This is a genomic window from Pseudarthrobacter cellobiosi, assembly GCF_023913755.1.
GTDB classification, from domain to species: domain Bacteria; phylum Actinomycetota; class Actinomycetes; order Actinomycetales; family Micrococcaceae; genus Arthrobacter; species Arthrobacter cellobiosi.
Window position 1 is genome coordinate 90,342 of sequence record NZ_JAMXBJ010000046.1, and the last position, 17,351, is coordinate 107,692.

The 17,351-nt window shown below is 60.5% G+C and carries 15 protein-coding genes and 2 pseudogenes; 2 read left to right on the forward strand and 15 right to left on the reverse strand.

Going from position 1 to position 17,351, the window contains the following annotated elements:
* Positions 1-4: 4 nt before the first annotated feature.
* The 11 genes from NG696_RS12625 to NG696_RS12675 form a co-directional block, all read right to left on the reverse strand.
* Positions 5-1,465 carry a phosphomannomutase/phosphoglucomutase gene (locus NG696_RS12625; RefSeq protein WP_252566751.1) on the reverse strand — a complete coding sequence of 487 codons (1,461 nt, stop codon included), beginning with the start codon at positions 1,463-1,465 and terminating at the stop codon, positions 5-7.
* 82 nt (positions 1,466-1,547) lie between these two features.
* Entirely contained in the window at positions 1,548-1,745 is a 198-nt protein-coding gene (locus NG696_RS12630) for a hypothetical protein (protein WP_252575622.1), read from the reverse strand.
* 83 nt (positions 1,746-1,828) lie between these two features.
* Positions 1,829-2,572 carry a sulfite exporter TauE/SafE family protein gene (locus tag NG696_RS12635; protein ID WP_252575623.1) on the reverse strand — a complete coding sequence of 248 codons (744 nt, stop codon included), beginning with the start codon at positions 2,570-2,572 and terminating at the stop codon, positions 1,829-1,831.
* A complete protein-coding gene (locus NG696_RS12640) occupies positions 2,572-4,011 on the reverse strand; it encodes an NAD-dependent succinate-semialdehyde dehydrogenase (RefSeq protein ID WP_252575624.1) in 1,440 nt (479 codons plus the stop codon). The genes NG696_RS12635 and NG696_RS12640 overlap by 1 nt, the downstream gene beginning before the upstream one ends.
* A 13-nt stretch (positions 4,012-4,024) precedes the next feature.
* On the reverse strand, positions 4,025-4,177 hold the full coding sequence (locus NG696_RS12645; RefSeq protein ID WP_252575625.1) for a hypothetical protein: 153 nt from the start codon (positions 4,175-4,177) through the stop codon (positions 4,025-4,027).
* 38 nt (positions 4,178-4,215) lie between these two features.
* Complete coding sequence (locus tag NG696_RS12650; RefSeq protein ID WP_252575628.1) at positions 4,216-5,049, reverse strand: M24 family metallopeptidase; 834 nt, start codon at positions 5,047-5,049, stop codon at positions 4,216-4,218.
* An 83-nt stretch (positions 5,050-5,132) separates the two neighbouring features.
* Positions 5,133-5,948, reverse strand: coding sequence for a carbohydrate ABC transporter permease (locus NG696_RS12655; RefSeq protein ID WP_252566739.1), 816 nt, complete (start codon positions 5,946-5,948; stop codon positions 5,133-5,135).
* Between the two features lie 4 nt (positions 5,949-5,952).
* The gene (locus NG696_RS12660; protein WP_252566737.1) at positions 5,953-6,918 is read right to left on the reverse strand and encodes a carbohydrate ABC transporter permease; all 966 of its coding nucleotides are present in this window, start codon (positions 6,916-6,918) and stop codon (positions 5,953-5,955) included.
* The gene (locus NG696_RS12665) at positions 6,915-8,198 is read right to left on the reverse strand and encodes an ABC transporter substrate-binding protein (RefSeq protein ID WP_252575629.1); all 1,284 of its coding nucleotides are present in this window, start codon (positions 8,196-8,198) and stop codon (positions 6,915-6,917) included. Before NG696_RS12665 ends, NG696_RS12660 begins: the two co-directional genes overlap by 4 nt.
* A 127-nt stretch (positions 8,199-8,325) precedes the next feature.
* Complete coding sequence (locus tag NG696_RS12670; RefSeq protein WP_252575631.1) at positions 8,326-9,210, reverse strand: aldolase; 885 nt, start codon at positions 9,208-9,210, stop codon at positions 8,326-8,328.
* A 15-nt stretch (positions 9,211-9,225) separates the two neighbouring features.
* Positions 9,226-10,092 (reverse strand): carbohydrate kinase family protein, encoded by an 867-nt coding sequence (locus NG696_RS12675; RefSeq protein WP_252575634.1) that lies wholly within the window; start codon positions 10,090-10,092, stop codon positions 9,226-9,228.
* A gap of 175 nt (positions 10,093-10,267) precedes the next feature.
* Here NG696_RS12675 and NG696_RS12680 point away from each other — a divergent pair, with 175 nt between their 5' ends.
* Both NG696_RS12680 and NG696_RS12685 read left to right on the forward strand, forming a co-directional pair.
* Positions 10,268-11,413: a Gfo/Idh/MocA family protein gene (locus tag NG696_RS12680; RefSeq protein WP_256472193.1), complete on the forward strand. Its 1,146-nt coding sequence runs from the start codon at positions 10,268-10,270 to the stop codon at positions 11,411-11,413.
* Positions 11,414-11,696: 283 nt separating this feature from the next.
* Positions 11,697-12,601 (forward strand): annotated as a pseudogene (locus NG696_RS12685) (FAD-dependent oxidoreductase); the annotation flags it as partial.
* 48 nt (positions 12,602-12,649) lie between these two features.
* Here the strand turns inward: NG696_RS12685 and NG696_RS12690 are convergent.
* The 4 genes and pseudogenes from NG696_RS12690 to NG696_RS12705 all read right to left on the reverse strand — a co-directional run bounded on the left by NG696_RS12690 (position 12,650) and on the right by NG696_RS12705 (position 17,067).
* Positions 12,650-13,354, reverse strand: coding sequence for an AAA family ATPase (locus tag NG696_RS12690; protein WP_308291972.1), 705 nt, complete (start codon positions 13,352-13,354; stop codon positions 12,650-12,652).
* A gap of 46 nt (positions 13,355-13,400) precedes the next feature.
* A complete protein-coding gene (locus NG696_RS20990; RefSeq protein WP_252575640.1) occupies positions 13,401-14,048 on the reverse strand; it encodes a Mu transposase C-terminal domain-containing protein in 648 nt (215 codons plus the stop codon).
* 132 nt (positions 14,049-14,180) lie between these two features.
* Positions 14,181-15,072, reverse strand: a pseudogene (locus tag NG696_RS12700) (IS5 family transposase).
* 57 nt (positions 15,073-15,129) lie between these two features.
* Complete coding sequence (locus NG696_RS12705; RefSeq protein WP_252575642.1) at positions 15,130-17,067, reverse strand: pectate lyase-like domain-containing protein; 1,938 nt, start codon at positions 17,065-17,067, stop codon at positions 15,130-15,132.
* Between the last annotated feature and the right edge of the window lie 284 nt (positions 17,068-17,351).

A 17,351-nucleotide genomic window follows, 5' to 3' on the forward strand; every position in this document is an offset into this window, starting at 1 on the left:
CTGGCTACTGCCGGATCAATGTAAGAACCTTGTCCCGTATTGATTCCATGGTCGGGACGTCGATGCCCTCCGCGTTCAGCCGCAAATACGGTTCTGTATTGGAAGGCCGGAGGTTGAACCACCAGTCCCCCGATGCCGCGGTGAAGCTCATTCCGTCAAGATCATCGATCAGGACGCGGACGTCATCGAACTCTGCCCGTACCCGATTCATTGTTTCCAGCGGTTCCGGGACCACGGAGTTGATCTCGCCGCTGGCAGCGTAGGGGTCAAACTCCCGAGCCAGTTCCGATAACAGCTCTTCCTGACTTCCAAGGGCAGCGAGAACATGCAGGGCTGCGAGCATGCCCGTGTCTGCGTTGTAGAAATCACGGAAATAGTAGTGACCTGAATGCTCTCCTCCGAAAACAGCGGAGTTAGCGGCCATTTCAGCCTTAATGAACGAGTGGCCCACTCGTGTCCGAACAGGTCGCCCTCCTGCGGCTGACACGATTTCCGGAACTGCCCGTGAGGTGATGAGGTTGTGGATGATGACCGGCTCCGCTTCACCGGCGGCAGTTGCGCGTGCTATTTCACGAGTGGCGATGAGCGCTGTGATTGCCGATGGCGAAACCGCATTTCCGTTTTCGTCCACAACGAAGCAGCGGTCAGCGTCTCCATCAAAGGCAAGACCCAAGTCGGCCTGCTCTTCTATGACTGCCCGCTGGAGATCGCGAAGGTTTTCCGGCTCCAGGGGATTTGCAGGATGGTTGGGGAACGAACCGTCCAGCTCAAAGTAGAGCGGGACGAGCTGCAACGGGAGGGCGGGGAGGATGTCATCGCCCAAAACCGCCGGTGCGGTTAGTCCGGCCATGCCATTGCCTGCATCAACAACCACTTTCAGCGGTCGGATTGCGCTCAGATCCACGAGACTGCGCAGAGCCCTGGCGTACTCACCCAGTACGTTGCTGTGGCTGACGTCTCCACAATCAGGAAGTGCCCCGATCCCAACCTGGAGGTAGTGCTCAGCACGAATCCGGATATCGTCAAGGCCACTTTCGGCTGACACTGGAATAGCACCGGCCTTGGCCATTTTGATCCCGTTGTAGCCGGCCGGGTTGTGGCTGGCCGTGAAGATGACGCCCGCCTTATCCCAGGCTCCGCAGGCGTAATAGAGCTCATCTGTTGAGATAAGGCCGAGGACGGTAACGGAAGCTCCGCGGGCGACAGCGCCGTTGGAGAACGCCTGAATGAAGTCTTCAGACGAAGGCCGCATATCCCCACCCACCAGGATGGTCTCACCACTTAAGCCAAAGACGTCTACGAAAGCGGCTCCCACCGCTTCCACGATTTCCGTGGTTATGGTTTCGCCGACGACGCCGCGCACGTCGTACGCCTTAAAGCAGGATTTGAGGTTCAAGTTACTCCTTACACGGCAGCAAGCCGAAACGGCAAGAGCGTTCGTATAGGAATGCCCCAGGAACGTCATTGACGGTTCTTCAACATTGTATGTCAGTTTACGAACATCAGCATGCTGCCGGGAAAGGAGTAACTAGGGAAGGAATAGATGGCTAGGACTTTCGCGCCGCCTGCTCGGTGTAGGTGTAGGAGCCTGGTTGCGTCGCTGAATGCGGATGATGGCAGCACGCGTTGTCGGCTACTTCCAAGCGAATGACAGCAGGCTCGGGGCCACCCACTCGTAGGGTGATGGGCTCGGCGTCTCCGACGGCCACCGTGATTGTGTTGACTGTACTGGTTGATTCACTCATGGTTTTCCTTTTGGTTATTGTTCGGTACTTCTTGTGCTTTGCTGCTTTGGTTGTGTAGTCATCTGTGGTTGCCCTTGGCACAGCTAGGCAATGGCGTCGAAGACTCCCCGCGTCACCGTTGCTGCCGCGCCTAGATATGCCAGGACGATGAGGACAATCTGGGCAGCCTTAGGGGAAACCCGTTTGGCAAACAGTTCGCCAACTCCAAGACCAACCAGACAGGCCACCGAGATCGCGACCCACATGTGCCAAGGGATATCGGGAAACTGAGCCGGTGTGGTTGCTGCCTTGGCCACGAGAGACAACGAACCAATGGTGAAGAAGTAGGGCTGCATGGTTGCTGCGAATGAACGGTGCGGCCATCTGGTTGCCAGAGAGTAGATACTGACGGCCGGCCCCCCGACGCCGGCGGAGGCGTTCATGAATCCGCTCATCGCACCCGCGGCCCAGAGGAACCTACGTCGTGGAGCCAGGTGGGCTGACCGCATGGCCAGCAAAACCGTCAATCCAGCAGCAAGCAGAAGGCCGATTCCTATTTCGAGTACCGCGGGGGGCATTATTCTGACAGCGAATGAGGCAGGGACGATACCGACCACTGCAGCCGCAGTCAGGATGCCGTATGTCCTCCAGTTCACGTCGCGGAAGACCCTGAAGATGATTGCTCCAGCGGTGACCGCGCCACAGAGGTTGACCAGAATGACGCCTTCGACGGGCCCCAGGAGGAGAACGAGAAACGGTGCGGCAACCAGTGCAAAGCCCATTCCCGTAAATCGCTGCATACCCGCCCCCACAAAGACGGAAACTAGCACCAGAGCAGTTGTGGTCATTACGGCTTCCAGGCCACGTACTGAACCTCCTCAAACTCTTCCATTCCCAGTTCGGCACCTTCCCTACCCAGACCGGACTGTTTGACCCCGCCCATCGGCGCAAAAGCAACGGAGGGCAGGGGGTCATTGACGCCGACAATTCCTGCTTCTATACGTTCCGGAAACTCCCAGCTCCGCTTCGGCGATTGAGTCCACAGGTAGGCTGCCAGGCCCATCTCGGTTGCGTTCGCCTTCTCGACGGCGTCTTGCTCATCGGAGAACGTGACGACGCCAGCAGCAGGCCCAAAGACTTCTTCGGTAATCAAGCGAGCATCGCCGGGAACATCTGCCAGCAGCGTCGGTGCGAGGAAGGAGCCGCCTGCTGGAACGTCGGTCCTTTTGGTGACACGCCGGGCGCCCCGGTCAATGGCGTCATCAATGAGCGCCTGGACGGCTGCGACCCGGTCGTTGTCGATGACAGGTCCCAGGTCTGGCACCGCAGAACCGTCCATGGGCGCCCCGTGGCCGATGGTCATGGCGTCAAAACGCTCTCCCAGCCGAGCAGTGAACTCTTCAGCAACGCCCTCTTGTACCAGGAACCGGTTGGCGGCAACACAGGATTGGCCGGTGTTGCGTAGACGCCCCAGAACGGCGCCTTCCACCGCCAAGTCCAGATCGGCGTCGTCAAAAACAATGAACGGGGCGTTTCCGCCCAGCTCGAGCAAGGGTCGGACGATCCGCCCCGACGCCTGTCCCATGATCTGGGCGCCTACGCCAGTTGATCCAGTGAAGCTGACGGCCCTGACCGCAGGATGCTCGAGCAGGGCGGCCGTTGTTTCTCGAGAGGGGCCATGCACCAGATTAACGACTCCCGCAGGGAACCCGGCATCGACCAGAACTTCGAACAGGCCGGTTGCCGCCAGGGGTGCCTTTTCAGATACTCGACCCACCACGGAGCAACCAGCAGCGAGCATCGCAGCCAGTTTGCGTGCCTGGATCGATACCGGGAAGTTCCATGGGGTGAGACTCAATGCGACGCCGATGGGCTTGCGCACGGACATGTGCCTGCGGCCGTTCATCTCGGGGGGCCGGATGGTGCCAGTGGAGCGGCGGGATTCCTCAGCGAACCAACGGAAGTATTCGACTGAGAAATCAACCTCGCCCTGGGCTTCGGGCAGTCTCTTGCCGGCTTCCAGCGCGAGAACATGGGCGAGCTCATCTCTGCGCTCAGCCAGAAGGTCTGCAGCATTGCGGAGAAGGTCTGCCCTGATACGTCCCGTGGTCCGGGACCATGAGGGGAAGGCAGCTGCTGCAGCGTCGGCTGCAGCAGTGGCGTCCACTGCAGATCCCCACGACACCTGGCCCACGACAGCGCCGTTGCCCGGATCAATGACGTCCTTGCTCGCGTCACCTGCGTACCAAGTGCCATTTACCAGGTGCTGGGCTTCTTTCAGGTTCACGTGTCTCTCTTTTCTAAAGTTCCAGGAGGTCGGGGCGTTCCCGACCCCCGATGTTCAATGTCGGCCACCGGCTGTCGGCAGTGAGTATGTCCACGCCGGTGGCGGTGACCAGTGCCGTGTCTTCGACTTTGAAGCCGGCCGCGGAGGGGTTCCATCCGAGGACCATCCCCTCTTGAAGGACCAGGTCCGTATCTGGAGTGGCGATCAGCTCACGCGGGCTGTAGCCGGTGATGCCTCCCTGGTGGTGTCTGTGCCACTCGTCCGGATCAAACCTATTCGCTGCGTAGGCGTTTGCCCCCTGGAAAATACTTCTCCAAGGACAGCCCCGGGTTTGCTGTGATCGAGAAACGCGCGTTCTACCTCAAGAAGCGCGGCGTATTTGCGGGCCTCGTTGCGCAGTGGTCTGAAGGAAGCCATCCGGGTGATCGAGCCGACGAGTCCGCGGCGCCGCCCACAGCATGCGACCATGACCCTGTCGTGCGCCGTGTTGCTCGTCGGCAGGGGGTGCCTGTGCGCGCCAATCCTTTCATCGCTTCCGACGAAAATCGCGACGCACTCGATTCCCTCCTTCAGCAATGCCGCGATCAGGGTCCCGGCGATGTTCTGCTCGGTGATTCCCGGTCGTAGGGCCGAGACAACGTCCCCGGTAATCCGCGCCAAGTCTGCGCTTAGATCCGTGAGATCGGCGCGTTGTTTTTGGTTGAGGATTCTGCGGAGCCCTGCCAAATCCGCCTGGATGTCAAGCGATGCACCATCACCGGTGTCGACTGCCACTGACCGTCCCGTCGGCAGCCGTGACGCTCGGTTCTCCGTCCAGGGCACGACGTTAAACTCGACGTCTTGGCCCGCGAACTCAATATCACGCAGCCGTGGAGCTTCGATGGCGTTGGTGACGACACGAACCTCAGGGATATTGCCGGGTCCCAAGCCAGTGAGAACAACGTCAAAACAGGCGGTGTTCAGCGTGAGCGGAACGTGCCATCTCGCGCCCGTGAACCACGACAGGTTCGGTGGATCCCTGAGGACTATGGTGTCCACGCCAAGCTTTTCCGCAAGATGAGACAGTGAAACCAGTTGGTCATCCCACCTTGCCCGTGTCAGGGCAGGATATTCCTCCAATTTCATCCCTTGGTCGCGCCCGATGTGATTCCGGCGACGAAGTAGCGCTGAAGGAATATGTAAGCCAGAACAACGGGGAGGGATGCCAGGATGACCCCAGAGAAGAGCAGCGGATAATTGGTCTGGAACTCCCCCTGGAAGCTAAGCAGCGCCAACGGGAGTGTCCTGTTTGCGGGCGACTGGATAAACAGGAGCGGGTACAGCAGTTCGTTCCAGTGAATGACGAATAGGAAGATCCCTGCCGCCGCCAGGGACGGCGTGGACAGTGGCATCACGATCGAAGAGTAAGTCTTCCACGGGCCGGTACCGTCAATCGAGGAGGCTTCATAGAGCTCTTGGGGAAGGGTGCGCATGAATCCTCCGAGAATGAACACCGCGATCGGCAAGGTGGAAACGACATTTGCCAGAATGAGGCCGGTAAGGTTATCCAACAGCCCGAGGCGTCCAAAGAGTACATAGAGAGGCACCATGTTTGCCTGTGCGGGGATGGCCATACCCAAGACGAGGAATCCGAATATCGCGGCTGACCAGAATCCTCTGATCCTTGCCACGCCGTATCCGGCGAGACTGGCCAGAAACAAGGTCAGAGGCACGGACACCAGGGTGACTATGGTGCTGTTCATGAACGACTGGCCCATATCCTGGCCAGTCATAACCTCAGCGAAGTTGGTGGGCGCCAGAGATTGAGGGAGATTGAAAGGCCCTTCGAAGAGCTCCTGCGTGGACTTGAAGCTGCCAAAGATCACCACAGTCAATGGGACAAGAATGATGACGGTATAGATGGCGAGGATACCGCGGCGGGATATTGAGGCGAACATGACGCTATGCCTCCTTCTGGGTAAGGCGTAGTAGTCGACGCTGGAGCCAAGTGACGAATGCGATCATGGCCATAAAGATGATTGACTGGGCAGCGGCGTAGCCGAAGTCGGAATTGGCGAAGGTGCTGTAGATCCGGGTTGAAAGGATGTCCAGAGACTGTTTTGGAGGGTTTCCTGCGATGCCGAGGATCAAATCAAAGGCCTTAAAAGATTGAATCGTTGTGTAGGCGACAACAATGGCAGTGGCCGGGGCCACGAAGGGCCAGGTAATCGTTTTGAACCGCTCCCACTTACCGGCGCCATCCATCTCCGCGGCCTCGTATAGTTCCTTGGGGATGGCCTGAAGGCCGGCGACATAGACCACCATCATCTGCCCGGCATGGAACCAGACCTGAGTGACGGCCACCCAGTAGAGGGCTTGCGCGTTGTCGCCCAGGTATGACCCCTGCAGCCCTTGAAGTCCGATGGCTCCCAAAACGGAGTTCGCGAGCCCGAAGTTCGGGTCGTAGATGAACTTCCAGATGAACGCCACGGAGACTGAAGAAAGGATCGTCGGAAAGAAGAAGATTGCTCTCAAGGCGACACTGCTACGGGAGTTCTTTGTCAGGAGCAGCCCGAGCATCAGCGAGAATGCGGTCTGTGCAATCACCACAACCAGCATAAACTTCAGGTTGTTCGCCATGGCGTTGGCGAACAGTGAATCGTTGGTAAAGGCACGAACGAAGTTATCCAGGCCCACGTAGTTGAAGGCTGCGGAGAACCCGTTCCAGTCGGTCAGTGCGTACTGGAAAGCCTGAAGAGTCGGCAAGACCAGGAAGAACATGATAATGACGACAGCCGGCAACGGAAACAGATAGAGAGCCGGATTAACACGGGTCGGCGACCGGCGCCGGCCGTTCCTGGCTGGCGGTGTGGGAGGAGACTTTTTCCCCTTGGCTATCGAGGATTTCCCTCCAATGTTGACGCTCATAGCCGTTCGTCTACGATCTTTTGTGCTGCTTCCGCCGCCTGCTGGGGGGAAGTGCCAGATATGACGGAGGTCGCCGTGGCTTCTACAGCATTCCGGACATCGAGGTTCTGGAACTGGAACCTTGGCGCCAAAGCCGTCTTTTTCTTCAGCCAGGGGCTCATGCGCTGCAGATCGGGGTTGGTGTAGTCCACGCCGGACACTGCGACGTGCTGCGCCGTTCCGTTGGCGTAGTAGGAGGCATTCTCCGGGGTGGACAGGAAGTCGACCCAGGCCATCGCGGCCGGTTGGACGTCGCTGGCGGAGTTGACGCCAAGGATGAATGTCGCGTTGTAGACCCCTTCAAATTTGGGCGTCCCGGACGTCGTCGTTTGGGGAAAGATGAGGTCCATGGGGAACGCCGCTCCGAGGTTACGGACTGCTGCGATGTGGTATGAGCCGGTGGCAAGCATCGCCGCCTGCTGCCGGGCGAAGAAGTTCTGTGCGGGCTCAACCGCTGTGCCCGTGGCGTTCGGCTGCAGAAACGGGATCAGGTCACGGTACTGCTCGAGCATCCTGATGAACCAGTCGTCAGTGAGCTTGAGCTTTCCCTGCTCGATCTGTGTACCCACATCGACTACGGGTGCGTTGTTGACGATCATGCAGTTGAAGAGCTGCCCGCCGTTTCCGACGTCACCGCCGGGCCAGGAGATCGGTATGACCCCGGAGGATTTGAGTGAATCGCAGGTGCCGAGGAATTCATCCCACGTCTTAGGGGTCAGGTTGGCTCCGGCTTTGTCGAACAGGTCCAGGTTTGCCAGCGGCATGGGGAAGACTACCTGATAGGGCAGGCCAACGACCTTGTCCCCATTCTTTCCGGCAGCCAGCAACTCGTCCGTGTACTGAGAGGCCGCCTTGGTGGACGTCAAGTCGGTGTAGATGCCGGCCTCGTTGAAGTTCTTGAACTGCGACCCCCGGAAAGTGGCGAACGCGTCACCGATCGCAGCCCCACGGACCTTCTGCAACCCCTGCGCGTTGTAGTCATTCGAGGTAGAAATGTCCTGCGTTACGGTCGTCCCCGGGTTCGCATCCATGAAGCGCTTAATGAGCTCATCAAAAACGACTTTGTCCTCGCCACGCCAGTGAGCGAAGGACACCTTACCCGTAACAGCTCCGGTAGCGGGGCCGCCCGCTCCTGTTGTCGGGGCAGTAGTGCCACCGGGTCCTGCGCAGCCCGCGGCGGCTACGCCGATACCGGCAAGCCCGAACAGGCTGAGTGCGTGTCGGCGGGAAATCTGGTTCACGGTATTCTCCTCATTGAGTACTGATTGTGCTGGTGTAGGAATTGCGTATTTGCTGCGGTGTCACCATCGATAACGAAGGTCGGCGGCAGTGGCGAGCATCAGGACGCGGGGCTTGCGTTTTCCTGGCTCATGCGATGGTCCGCTGCGCCGAAACCACCTCATCGACAACGTCGCAGAGTCGGGTCAGCCGCTGCACGGCGTCCGTTTCCAGCGACTTGATTACATCCTCGGATCCAATGCATGACAGCCACACGGCGCGGCCGGCAAGGAAGCCGCTGGCACCTTCAAGGCAGGCCCAGCGCACCGCAACCGGGAAGACGTCTTCGGGGACGCCGGAGGACAAGACCACCCAGGGACCGTCTACGGCGCGGGTAATTTCAGCACACGCTGCGCGGACCTCGGACTCGGATGCCTGACCATGGAACGGAATTTCGGCCTTGTACAAGTCGGCGCCGAGTGAACCCAGTTCCTTTGCGGCCTCAATGACTCCCTTGTCCCAGTCGAATTCGCCGCCACCGAGCGGTTTGCGGGACAGTGGTTCGATGATGCTGATCAGTCCTGCGGCGCGGCACTGCTCCACAAATTCCTTGACCATCGCGACTCGACCCCCAGCAGGCTGGTCCGGACGGTAGAGGACGAGGAGCTTGAGCGCTTTGACTCCCAGTGCGGCGTATTTGTGGGGCTCAACCTCGCGGTCGATGCTGACTTCCCCGACCAGTTCACCGTGGGCTGTCTCGAAGTGGTCAGCTGAGGCAATTAGCCCGCACTGGTCGGCCACGACGCCAGCCTCAATAGCCTGATCAAGCGCGAACTGCTTGTCGATCAGGATCGCTGAAGCGTAGGGCGTAAGAATACGAGCTGCGTTCAGCTTAAAGTTTGTCAGGTCGGCATCGGTGACGGGCTCATCCTGGTGTTCGGCGAACATATTTCGCATGGCTTCACGTTGGTCAACGGCGAGCATGGCGAAGGCACCAGACGGGCGCTGGAGGGCGGAAAGATCGGTACGTGACATGACTGCTTCTTTCAATTAGACGGATTGAGTAAAAGTTGAGGAGGCTGTGAGGGTCAGCCGTGGGATCATCGACCGGCCATCAAGGCCCTCGCAGGACGTCGTGGCCACCTGGCCTGCTACCGCTGCGGCTTCGACCAAGTCCAGACCGGCCGATACTGCTGCCAGTAGGGCGCCGTGGTAGACGTCCCCGGCTCCTAGAGTCGAGACGATGGTTGCTGTAGTCGGCGGGACGTGGACCGCGCTTCCGGTCCCCCGATGTACCCACGAACCCTGGGATCCTGCCGTGGCCACAACGCACGAGGCGCCTTCGTCGATGGCCCGCTGCAGGAGCACCACTTCGTCCAGGTCAGCCCCGTATCTTGAAGACAGCTGCTCGATAGTCGGTACGTAGAGACTCACTTCGGCCGGATGGAACCCCGGAATAGGATTACCGGCGTCCACGCTGATGTTGAGTCCTTTGAATCCGGACACCGCACCCCACCCCAGGTGGTCCACATGGACCCAAGCGGCGGCTTCCACCGCATCGCGGAATGCGCCCGTTGCGGGGAAACGTACAGGGGGAAGGGGCCGGGTCACGATAGCCCGGCTCTGACTTTCGCGGCTAACGACAATGACACTCGCCCCAGTCCGGACACTTTTATCGCGGACAACGGCGGTTGTGTCTATGCCCTCTGCATTGAGCCCGCTGATGACGCGGTCCCCTTCTTCGTCGTCGCCGACTATTCCGGCAAAGGCAGCCCGGGCTCCTAGCCTGGCTGCCGCCACTGCCGCAGTTGCTGCCGGCCCGCCGCCGGCGGTGACGAAGTCCTCTGCGATCGTCCGGCTGTCAGCGGTCGGGTATTCCGATACCAGCGCAATCGAGTCGAGAGTTGCGCAGCCCACGAACAGCAGGGTTCCGCTTGATGACGTATCGGACACAGTCCACCTCGTTGTAGATAACGGCTAATACTGATGAAATATACACACGCTATGTTGGAAAGACAACACTTTCTGTATAGTTCTTAGGGTAAATACTCAGGCTTACCCCACCCTCAACGTAGAGAAAGCGGAGCATCTCATGTCAGCACCGAGCACCGAAGAATCAGTACGGACAGTCCGATATGGCCTGATTGGAGCTGGACACATGGCTAGGGAGCATGTCCGGAACCTGGCACTCATCCCAGGGAGCCAGATCGTGGCCGTTTCGGACCCTGAACAGTCATCCCTGGATAAGACGCGTGACCAGATCGGATATGGCGTGGAGAGCTTCACCAGCCACAAAGAGCTGCTGGAGCACGCAACCGTGGATGCGCTCGTCATCGCCAGCCCCAATGACACGCACATGGAGATACTTAAGGACATCTTCAGCAGCGGCAGGGAACTTGCCGTGCTGGTCGAAAAGCCGGTCTGCACCACAGAGAAGGATGCCGCTGAACTGGAAAGCCTTGCAGCCTCCTACCCGGCCCCTGTGTGGGTCGCAATGGAATACCGCTACATGCCTCCTGTTCAGGAGCTCATTCAGGCGGTGCACAACGGTCGGCTTGGTAGGCCCGTGATGCTGTCAATCACCGAACACCGGTTCCCGTTCCTGGAGAAGGTTGGAGACTGGAACCGTTTCAATGAGCGGACCGGCGGGACTCTGGTCGAGAAGTGCTGCCACTTCTTTGACCTGATGCGCCTCATCCTGCAGGACGAACCCACTCGTATTTACGCAAGTGGCGGAAGCGATGTGAATCACCTGGACGAGAAATACCAGGGACGGACACCGGACATCATCGACAACGCCTTCGTCATCGTCGATTTTCAGAGTGGAAAGAGGGCCATGCTGGATCTTTCCTTGTTCGCTGAGGGCTCCAAGTTCCAGGAGCGGATTTCGATCATCGGAGATGAAGCAAAGATTGAATGTCTCATCCCGGTTGCCGCCAGCCACTGGATCGAGGGCGATGAGCATGAAGCAGTGGTCGAATTCAGTCCCCGGTCACCGCTGGGACCCGAAAGCCACGAAGTTCCTGTAGATGAGGCTGTCCTGGCCGCCGGTGCACACCATGGTTCGACGTATTACGAGCACTTAGGTTTCCGCAAAGCCATCCTGGGAGAAGGCCCGGTGGAAGTAACCATTGCAGACGGTGTTCAGTCTGTGCGCATGGGCTTGGCCGCCGAGCGCTCGATCGCGGAGGGCCGTCCGATCGAGCTTGCCAACGCTAAGGCGGCAGTAGCGGGCTAATCGCTAAGAACCGGCGGAAGAGGGGCAAGGTTCGGGCAGCACAAGCTGCCCGAACCTGAATCAGCACGCCCAAAATGCCCTCCAGCCGGTCATTCTCTCCTCTCAAGCCGGCCGAGGGGGACTAGTCGACGCCATACCGCTGGGCATCCGCTACTGCCACCGACTCCGGATCTGGGCCTGCTTCGTGGCCACCAGTGCAGCAAGCCAAGAACGACCAACAGCTATGACGACGAAAACGGGCGCGAAGTCGCCTCACTGATGCCCCATCAAGAAGAGGAATGCTTTGACCAACCATCATCTTCCCCAGCTCCCCGATGCCAAGAAGCGCCGGCAGTCCGTCACGAACCTGCAGGACCGCCCCCCCGCGCGCAAGTACTGATTATCGGTGGCGGTGTAAACGGAGTGGGTACCTTACGCGATCTCGCGTTGCAAGGCATCGACGTCGCCCTTGTGGAACGCGGCGACTTCTGCCAGGGAGCATCCGGCGCCTCCTCGCACATGATTCACGGCGGGATCCGTTACCTGGAAAACGGGGAATTTCGCCTGGTGAAAGAATCTGTGACCGAGCGCAACGCACTGCTCAACCTTGCTCCTCACTACGTCAAGCCGCTGAAGACCACGATCCCTATTTTCAGTACTTTCTCCGGAGTACTCGCTGCTCCCCTCCGCTTCCTCACCCACAAACAGCAGTGCAGGCCGAAAGAGCGGGGAGCGTTCCTCATCAAGGTCGGATTAAGTCTTTACGATGCGTTTTCCAGGGATGGGGGTTCGGTTCCCCGATATGAGTTCAAGGGACGCAAGAAAGCCCTGCGCGAGTTGCCTCGGCTCAATTCCGGGATTAAGTACACGGCCACCTACTTCGATGCACACAATCCCGAACGAATGACGCTTGACCTCCTTCAAGACGGCGAGCGTACCAACGAGAACGCCCGGTCCTGCAACTACGTCAACGTATCGGGCATCCGCCAGGACGGCATCGAACTGACCGATGAGCTGACCGGAGAATCCTTCACTTTCGCCGCCGACGTCATTGTTAACACCACAGGAGCATGGGTCGATCTGACCAACCAATCCCTCGGCGCTCCGACATCCTTCATGGGCGGCACTAAAGGTTCCCACATAGTGCTTGACCACCCTGAGCTGCTGAACGCGTGCAACGGCCGGGAAATCTTCTTCGAGCACACAGATGTGACTGTTGGTTCGAAATGGCGGTTTCTTCACAGCTCGCTTTGGCGGTTAGCTGATTCCTATTACGAGGGTTGAGCGTGCGGCCTCGATGACGTCGTCCGTGATCGTGTTGAGCTCGTTGATTTTCATGACCCGTTCGACCTGGGTGAAGAGCCGGTCGATGAGGCGGATGTTGCCGCGGGTGATCCGGGCGACGGCCGCGATGGCCTGGGCGTCGGTGAAGTCTTCCGGGTTCAGGGTCTGGCCAAGTTTGTGCCACCGGCGCTCCAGGACGAAGTGCAGTTCTTCCTGGGCGAGCGGACGGTATTCGTGGGCGAAGCCGACCCTGCTGTAGAGCTGTGCGTAGCGGCTGAACCATTTTTCGATCCCGGGCATCCCGATGAGAATCAGGGCTATGTTGTCCCGGTCGTAGCGGTCACGCAACAGCTCCAGGGCCGTGGCGTTGAGCCGCTCGGATTCGTCAATGATGAGCAGCTCCACATGCTTGCCGGTGCGGGTGGGTGGTCCTGTCTTCTTGCCGATCTTTTCCAGATGCTGGTCAACACAGATCGATACGCGGGTGCTGATGTGCTCGAGTTCGGCATGGATCTGTTTGGGCGAGGTGAGCGCAGCGGGGGTGTAGAAGACGCTGCGTGCCCCGGGCCAGCGCTGCATAGATCTGGTAGTCAGAGTCGTCCCGGGGACCCCACTGATCAGGAGGTTCTCGGCCTTGTGCCAGTTTGCGTAGCGCCTGGCGGAGAGGGTCTTGCCGATTCCGCGAACCGGCGGTGCTCTTTCGTTGCGATGAAGCTCTGTGTAGTCATTGGCCGTCCTCCAGGTAGGTGCTTAGCTTTGGGCGCTTCTTGGGTGGATCAACAGCGTCCGGGGCGGGAGTCGGTTTCGCTGATGCCAGGTCCGGCAGGTGCCGGGCCACGACTGCGATGCGCTGGTTGATTTGTCCGCGCAGTTCCCGGCGGCGGGCCGATCGCGCGGCCTGGATGTCTTTCAAAGTGAGAGTGGAGGTTTCATGGTCAGGGTCCACGGCCCTGCAGATGAACTGGTTCTTGTGGAAGACGCGGATCTCGGTGATGTCCCGCGGGTCGTAGCGGACGATGACCGGTTCTCGGACGTAGGCGGCCAGGAGTGGCGAGACGTATCTGAGCCCCTGGAAGTGCACGCCGTCGCGGTGGACGATCCGGGATTTGGCCACGGTCAGCAACAATAGATTCAGTTCGTCCATGGTTGCCGGGAGCCTGGGCAGCCAGCCGTCGCCTACCCAGGCAAGATGCGGGGTGTCTTTGATCTCGAGGTGCTCGCTCTGGCGGTAGTCATCCGTGATGAAACGGCAGATGGCCGTGTCTAGCTCTTTGAGGGTCAGCACCGGTGCCGGCTGCGGGTGTCCGCGGGTCAGGTGTCCGGGCAGTTCGGTCAACAGCTCGGTATTAACGCTGCCGGGTGGGTCGGCCACGCGGCGAGGTGCCCTTGATGGGGTCCTTTTCCGCGTGGCCTCCCTCCGAACCGGACGTGCCAGTTTCCCGGCATCCGACTCTCCAATGATGTTGACGTGACGCCAGAAAACCCGCCTCATGAAAGATCGAGGCTAGGGCATGTCTCCTAATTCCTTGAGGCAGATGGTGATGGCGCGGAGCACAACTCCGCCGCGGTAGGTCAGGGCGGGCTTGTCGTCGCGGTGGCGAGGCCACGCCATTTGCTTGAAGATGTTGAAGGACCGTTCGGCGACGTTTCGGCGCTTGTAGGCTTCCTTGTCCAGCCCTACTGGTCTGCTGCGGCGTTTGCGGTTCGCTTCCTGAACGGACCGTTCCGGGATCACCGCCTGGATGCCGCACCGGCGCAGAAGTTCCCTGTTGGCCTTTGAGGAGTAGGCCTTGTCCGCCAGGGCTCGGGCGGGAACGGGCCCAGCCCGGACCCAGCCGGGGAGCGCTGAGGGAGTCCAGCAGGTGCGGGAACATTGGGGAGTCCCCGCCCTGCCCGGGACCGAGCAACATGACCAGTGGGCGCATCTTGCCGTCGCAGAGGTGATGGATCTTCGTTGTCAGCCCGCCGCGGGATCTCCCGATCCCGTGGTCAGGCGGTTCCTCTAACAGATTCATGTAATTCGACAGGTCCCCCTGTGTGGCGGGGAAGGTTCGTGGCGTGTTGGTGGGCCCGGTTGACCGTGGAGTCGAGGAGACTTCCCAGTCGGTCATCCCGGCCGCGTCGGCCTCCGCCAGGATCCGGGAGTGGATCTTGTCCCAGGTTCCGTCGCCGCTGAAGCGGCGGTGGCGTTTCCAGACTGTCTGTCACGGGCCGAAGGCCTCCGGCAGGTCGCGCCAGGGAATTCCCGCCCGGAAACGGTAGATAATGTCTTCGACGATCAGACGGTGGTCTTGGAACGGCCTCCCACGGCTCCCGTCGGAACTGGGCATCAACGGTTCAATCCGCTCCCATTGGGCATCGGGCAGGACGGGCAGTTCGCGACATGATTCCAGCATGCCAGAGCAGACAATAACCAATTGGGAGACACGCCCTAAGTGCCTTACGCATGCTGGTCAGGGGAAGCTGGGTACGTAGCTGGGCACCCCGACGGCGTCCGTCGAGACCGGAGCGCCGGTGTCGTTGATGACGTGGTCCAGGGTTCCTGCGCCGAGGTTGACGGTCAGCAGGCTGTGGAGCTTCACTCCGGGTGTGACCGGTACTTCGAAGCCCCGGGTGGCGTGAATCGTGGGGTCGACGTTGTTGTAGACGTAGCTTCCCCCGCCCCAGAGTTCGTGGGTCTTGACGGAATCGGCGATTTTGTAGCCCGCCCAGCCAAGGACCCCGTCATGCTGCCAGGCTGCCTGGTTGGGAGCGTCGTAGGGCAGTTCGTTCTGGAAGAACACCGTCCTGCCGTGTTCGCCGTTCCAGATGACGTTGTACTGCTGGTAGTGCTCCACGAACAAGCCGGTGGCCGTGACGTGGTCGCCGTTGATGATGACGCCGTTGTCCCCCGTATTGGTGGTCCAGCCGACGCCGTTGCCGTGATCCGCCCGCCAGGCCCAGATGTGGTCCAGGAGCACGTTGTCGCTGTTGACTTCCAGGCTCACCGAGGCTTTGCCCACGTGCGGGCCGCCGATGCGGAAGAACACGTCGTGAAGCGTGGTGGGATTGGCCGGGTCGCTGTGATTCAGGGACTTCCGGGCTGCGCCGGCCTCAGGTTTAGCGGCCTTCCCGATTCGCATCAGCGCGGGCGAGTTGACCTCGCCCGCATCAACTGTGATGGCGGCGATATCGACGCCGGGGACATCCGCGACCGTCAGTGGCACGGCGCCATTGACAGCCGTGAGGGTAGCCATGCCGAGTCCGAGCACAACCGTGTTGGCACGCTTGACCTCAATGCTTTGGTCGATGTCGTATACCCCGGGGGTCAGCAGCAGGTCCTTGCCGCGAGCCAGCTGGGAGTTGATGGTCTTGACTGAATCACCGGGCCTGGCCACGTAGAAGTCGGACAGCGGGATACTGCGGCCGGCCGTAGGGCCGTTTTCCCACGTCGTCCCGGCGGAGTCCTTGCGGACCGCGGGAACGAAGACGCCGTACTGGCCCGCGGCGTCGAGGGTGAGGTATGGCTTCTCCCGGCTGACCGGGGTGCTCGCCAGATTGGTGTACGGCGGATTCGGGAAAGACTGCTCCGGGGCGCCCTCCACTCCGGAGAAGACCTGATTCCAGACCCCGTTGGACCAGTCGCCGATGCTGCTGTCACGCACGAAGTACTGCTGCTGTGAACCGTTGATCACAGGGCCGGTCTTCGAGTCGGAAATGAAGCCGCCGCTGGCATACTGCGGTCCGGCGGTGCAGTAGTCCATGAGGGAAAGGTTGCCGCCGGTGACGTTGACCCGCCGCATGGGGGAGGCCTGCGAGGCAGCCCAGAAGTTGGCCGAACTGCGGCAGCCCTCGAGGCCGGTGACGTTGATGGTGAGGTTGGACAATGAGCGCCAAAAGTTGTTTAGGGCAATGCAGTTGTCCGCGGTCAGGCACCGGTTGTAGACGTCAACGTGCCCGTTGATGGTGACGTCCGTGGGTGAGGCGCCCAGGCCCGCGACCTCCGTCGAGTAGCCAACCTGGACAATGAGGGGCTCCTCGGCGCTGCCGTAGGTTCCGGGCTTGAACAGCAGGGAATACCGCTTGGATCCCATTTCGTCGTCGACCTGTTCGGCCGCAATGGAGTCGACGGTGGCCTGGATATCGGCCACCGGCATGCTGGGGTCGAAGATTCGGACATTGGGGCCGAAGCCGGGGTCGCCCGCCTGCGGGGCGGCCGGGGCCTGGCGGGGTGCGGGCGCGGGGGTCTGCGGCGCTCCCGCCACCGAGGCAGCCGCAACGCCGCCGCCGCTGCCGATGAGGCCGATGAGGAGTGCGGCAGTGCCGGCAATGGACCGGATCCGGAGACGCCGCTGCTGCGGAACGTCGGCCGGGGTGCCCGCTGAACGAGCGGGGAAATGGGCTAGCGGCATTGCTGGTCCTGTTCTCTGAGGGCGGGTTTCGTCGCGTTCGGCGGGAAAGGCGGTTGATCCCGACTGGACCACCACCGTAGTGGGAGCGCTCCCGCACTGGAGCGTAACATCGCCCCAGGCCCCGGGCAAGGGTTTGCTACCCCGGAGGAGCCCGGCCTTGACAAGCGGATGTGAGGTGGGACACCATGTTCGTGAGAGCGCTCCCATATGATCGCCCAGCCCGCAGACGGTGCGGCTGACCCCCCACCGGCCACGGCGACTTCCGGCGCTGTGAACCGGATGGA

What these genes read in the sequence shown, in the direction of transcription:
- NG696_RS12625 (WP_252566751.1), bottom strand. Translation starts at nt 1,465, where the DNA reads ATGACGTTCCTGGGGCATTCCTATACGAACGCTCTTGCCGTTTCGGCT.
- NG696_RS12630 (WP_252575622.1), bottom strand. Translation starts at nt 1,745, where the DNA reads ATGAGTGAATCAACCAGTACAGTCAACACAATCACGGTGGCCGTCGGA.
- NG696_RS12635 (WP_252575623.1), bottom strand. Translation starts at nt 2,572, where the DNA reads ATGACCACAACTGCTCTGGTGCTAGTTTCCGTCTTTGTGGGGGCGGGT.
- NG696_RS12645 (WP_252575625.1), bottom strand. Translation starts at nt 4,177, where the DNA reads ATGGTCCTCGGATGGAACCCCTCCGCGGCCGGCTTCAAAGTCGAAGAC.
- NG696_RS12655 (WP_252566739.1), bottom strand. Translation starts at nt 5,948, where the DNA reads ATGTTCGCCTCAATATCCCGCCGCGGTATCCTCGCCATCTATACCGTC.
- NG696_RS12660 (WP_252566737.1), bottom strand. Translation starts at nt 6,918, where the DNA reads ATGAGCGTCAACATTGGAGGGAAATCCTCGATAGCCAAGGGGAAAAAG.
- NG696_RS12670 (WP_252575631.1), bottom strand. Translation starts at nt 9,210, where the DNA reads ATGTCACGTACCGATCTTTCCGCCCTCCAGCGCCCGTCTGGTGCCTTC.
- NG696_RS12680 (WP_256472193.1), top strand. Translation starts at nt 10,268, where the DNA reads ATGTCAGCACCGAGCACCGAAGAATCAGTACGGACAGTCCGATATGGC.
- NG696_RS12705 (WP_252575642.1), bottom strand. Translation starts at nt 17,067, where the DNA reads ATGCCGCTAGCCCATTTCCCCGCTCGTTCAGCGGGCACCCCGGCCGAC.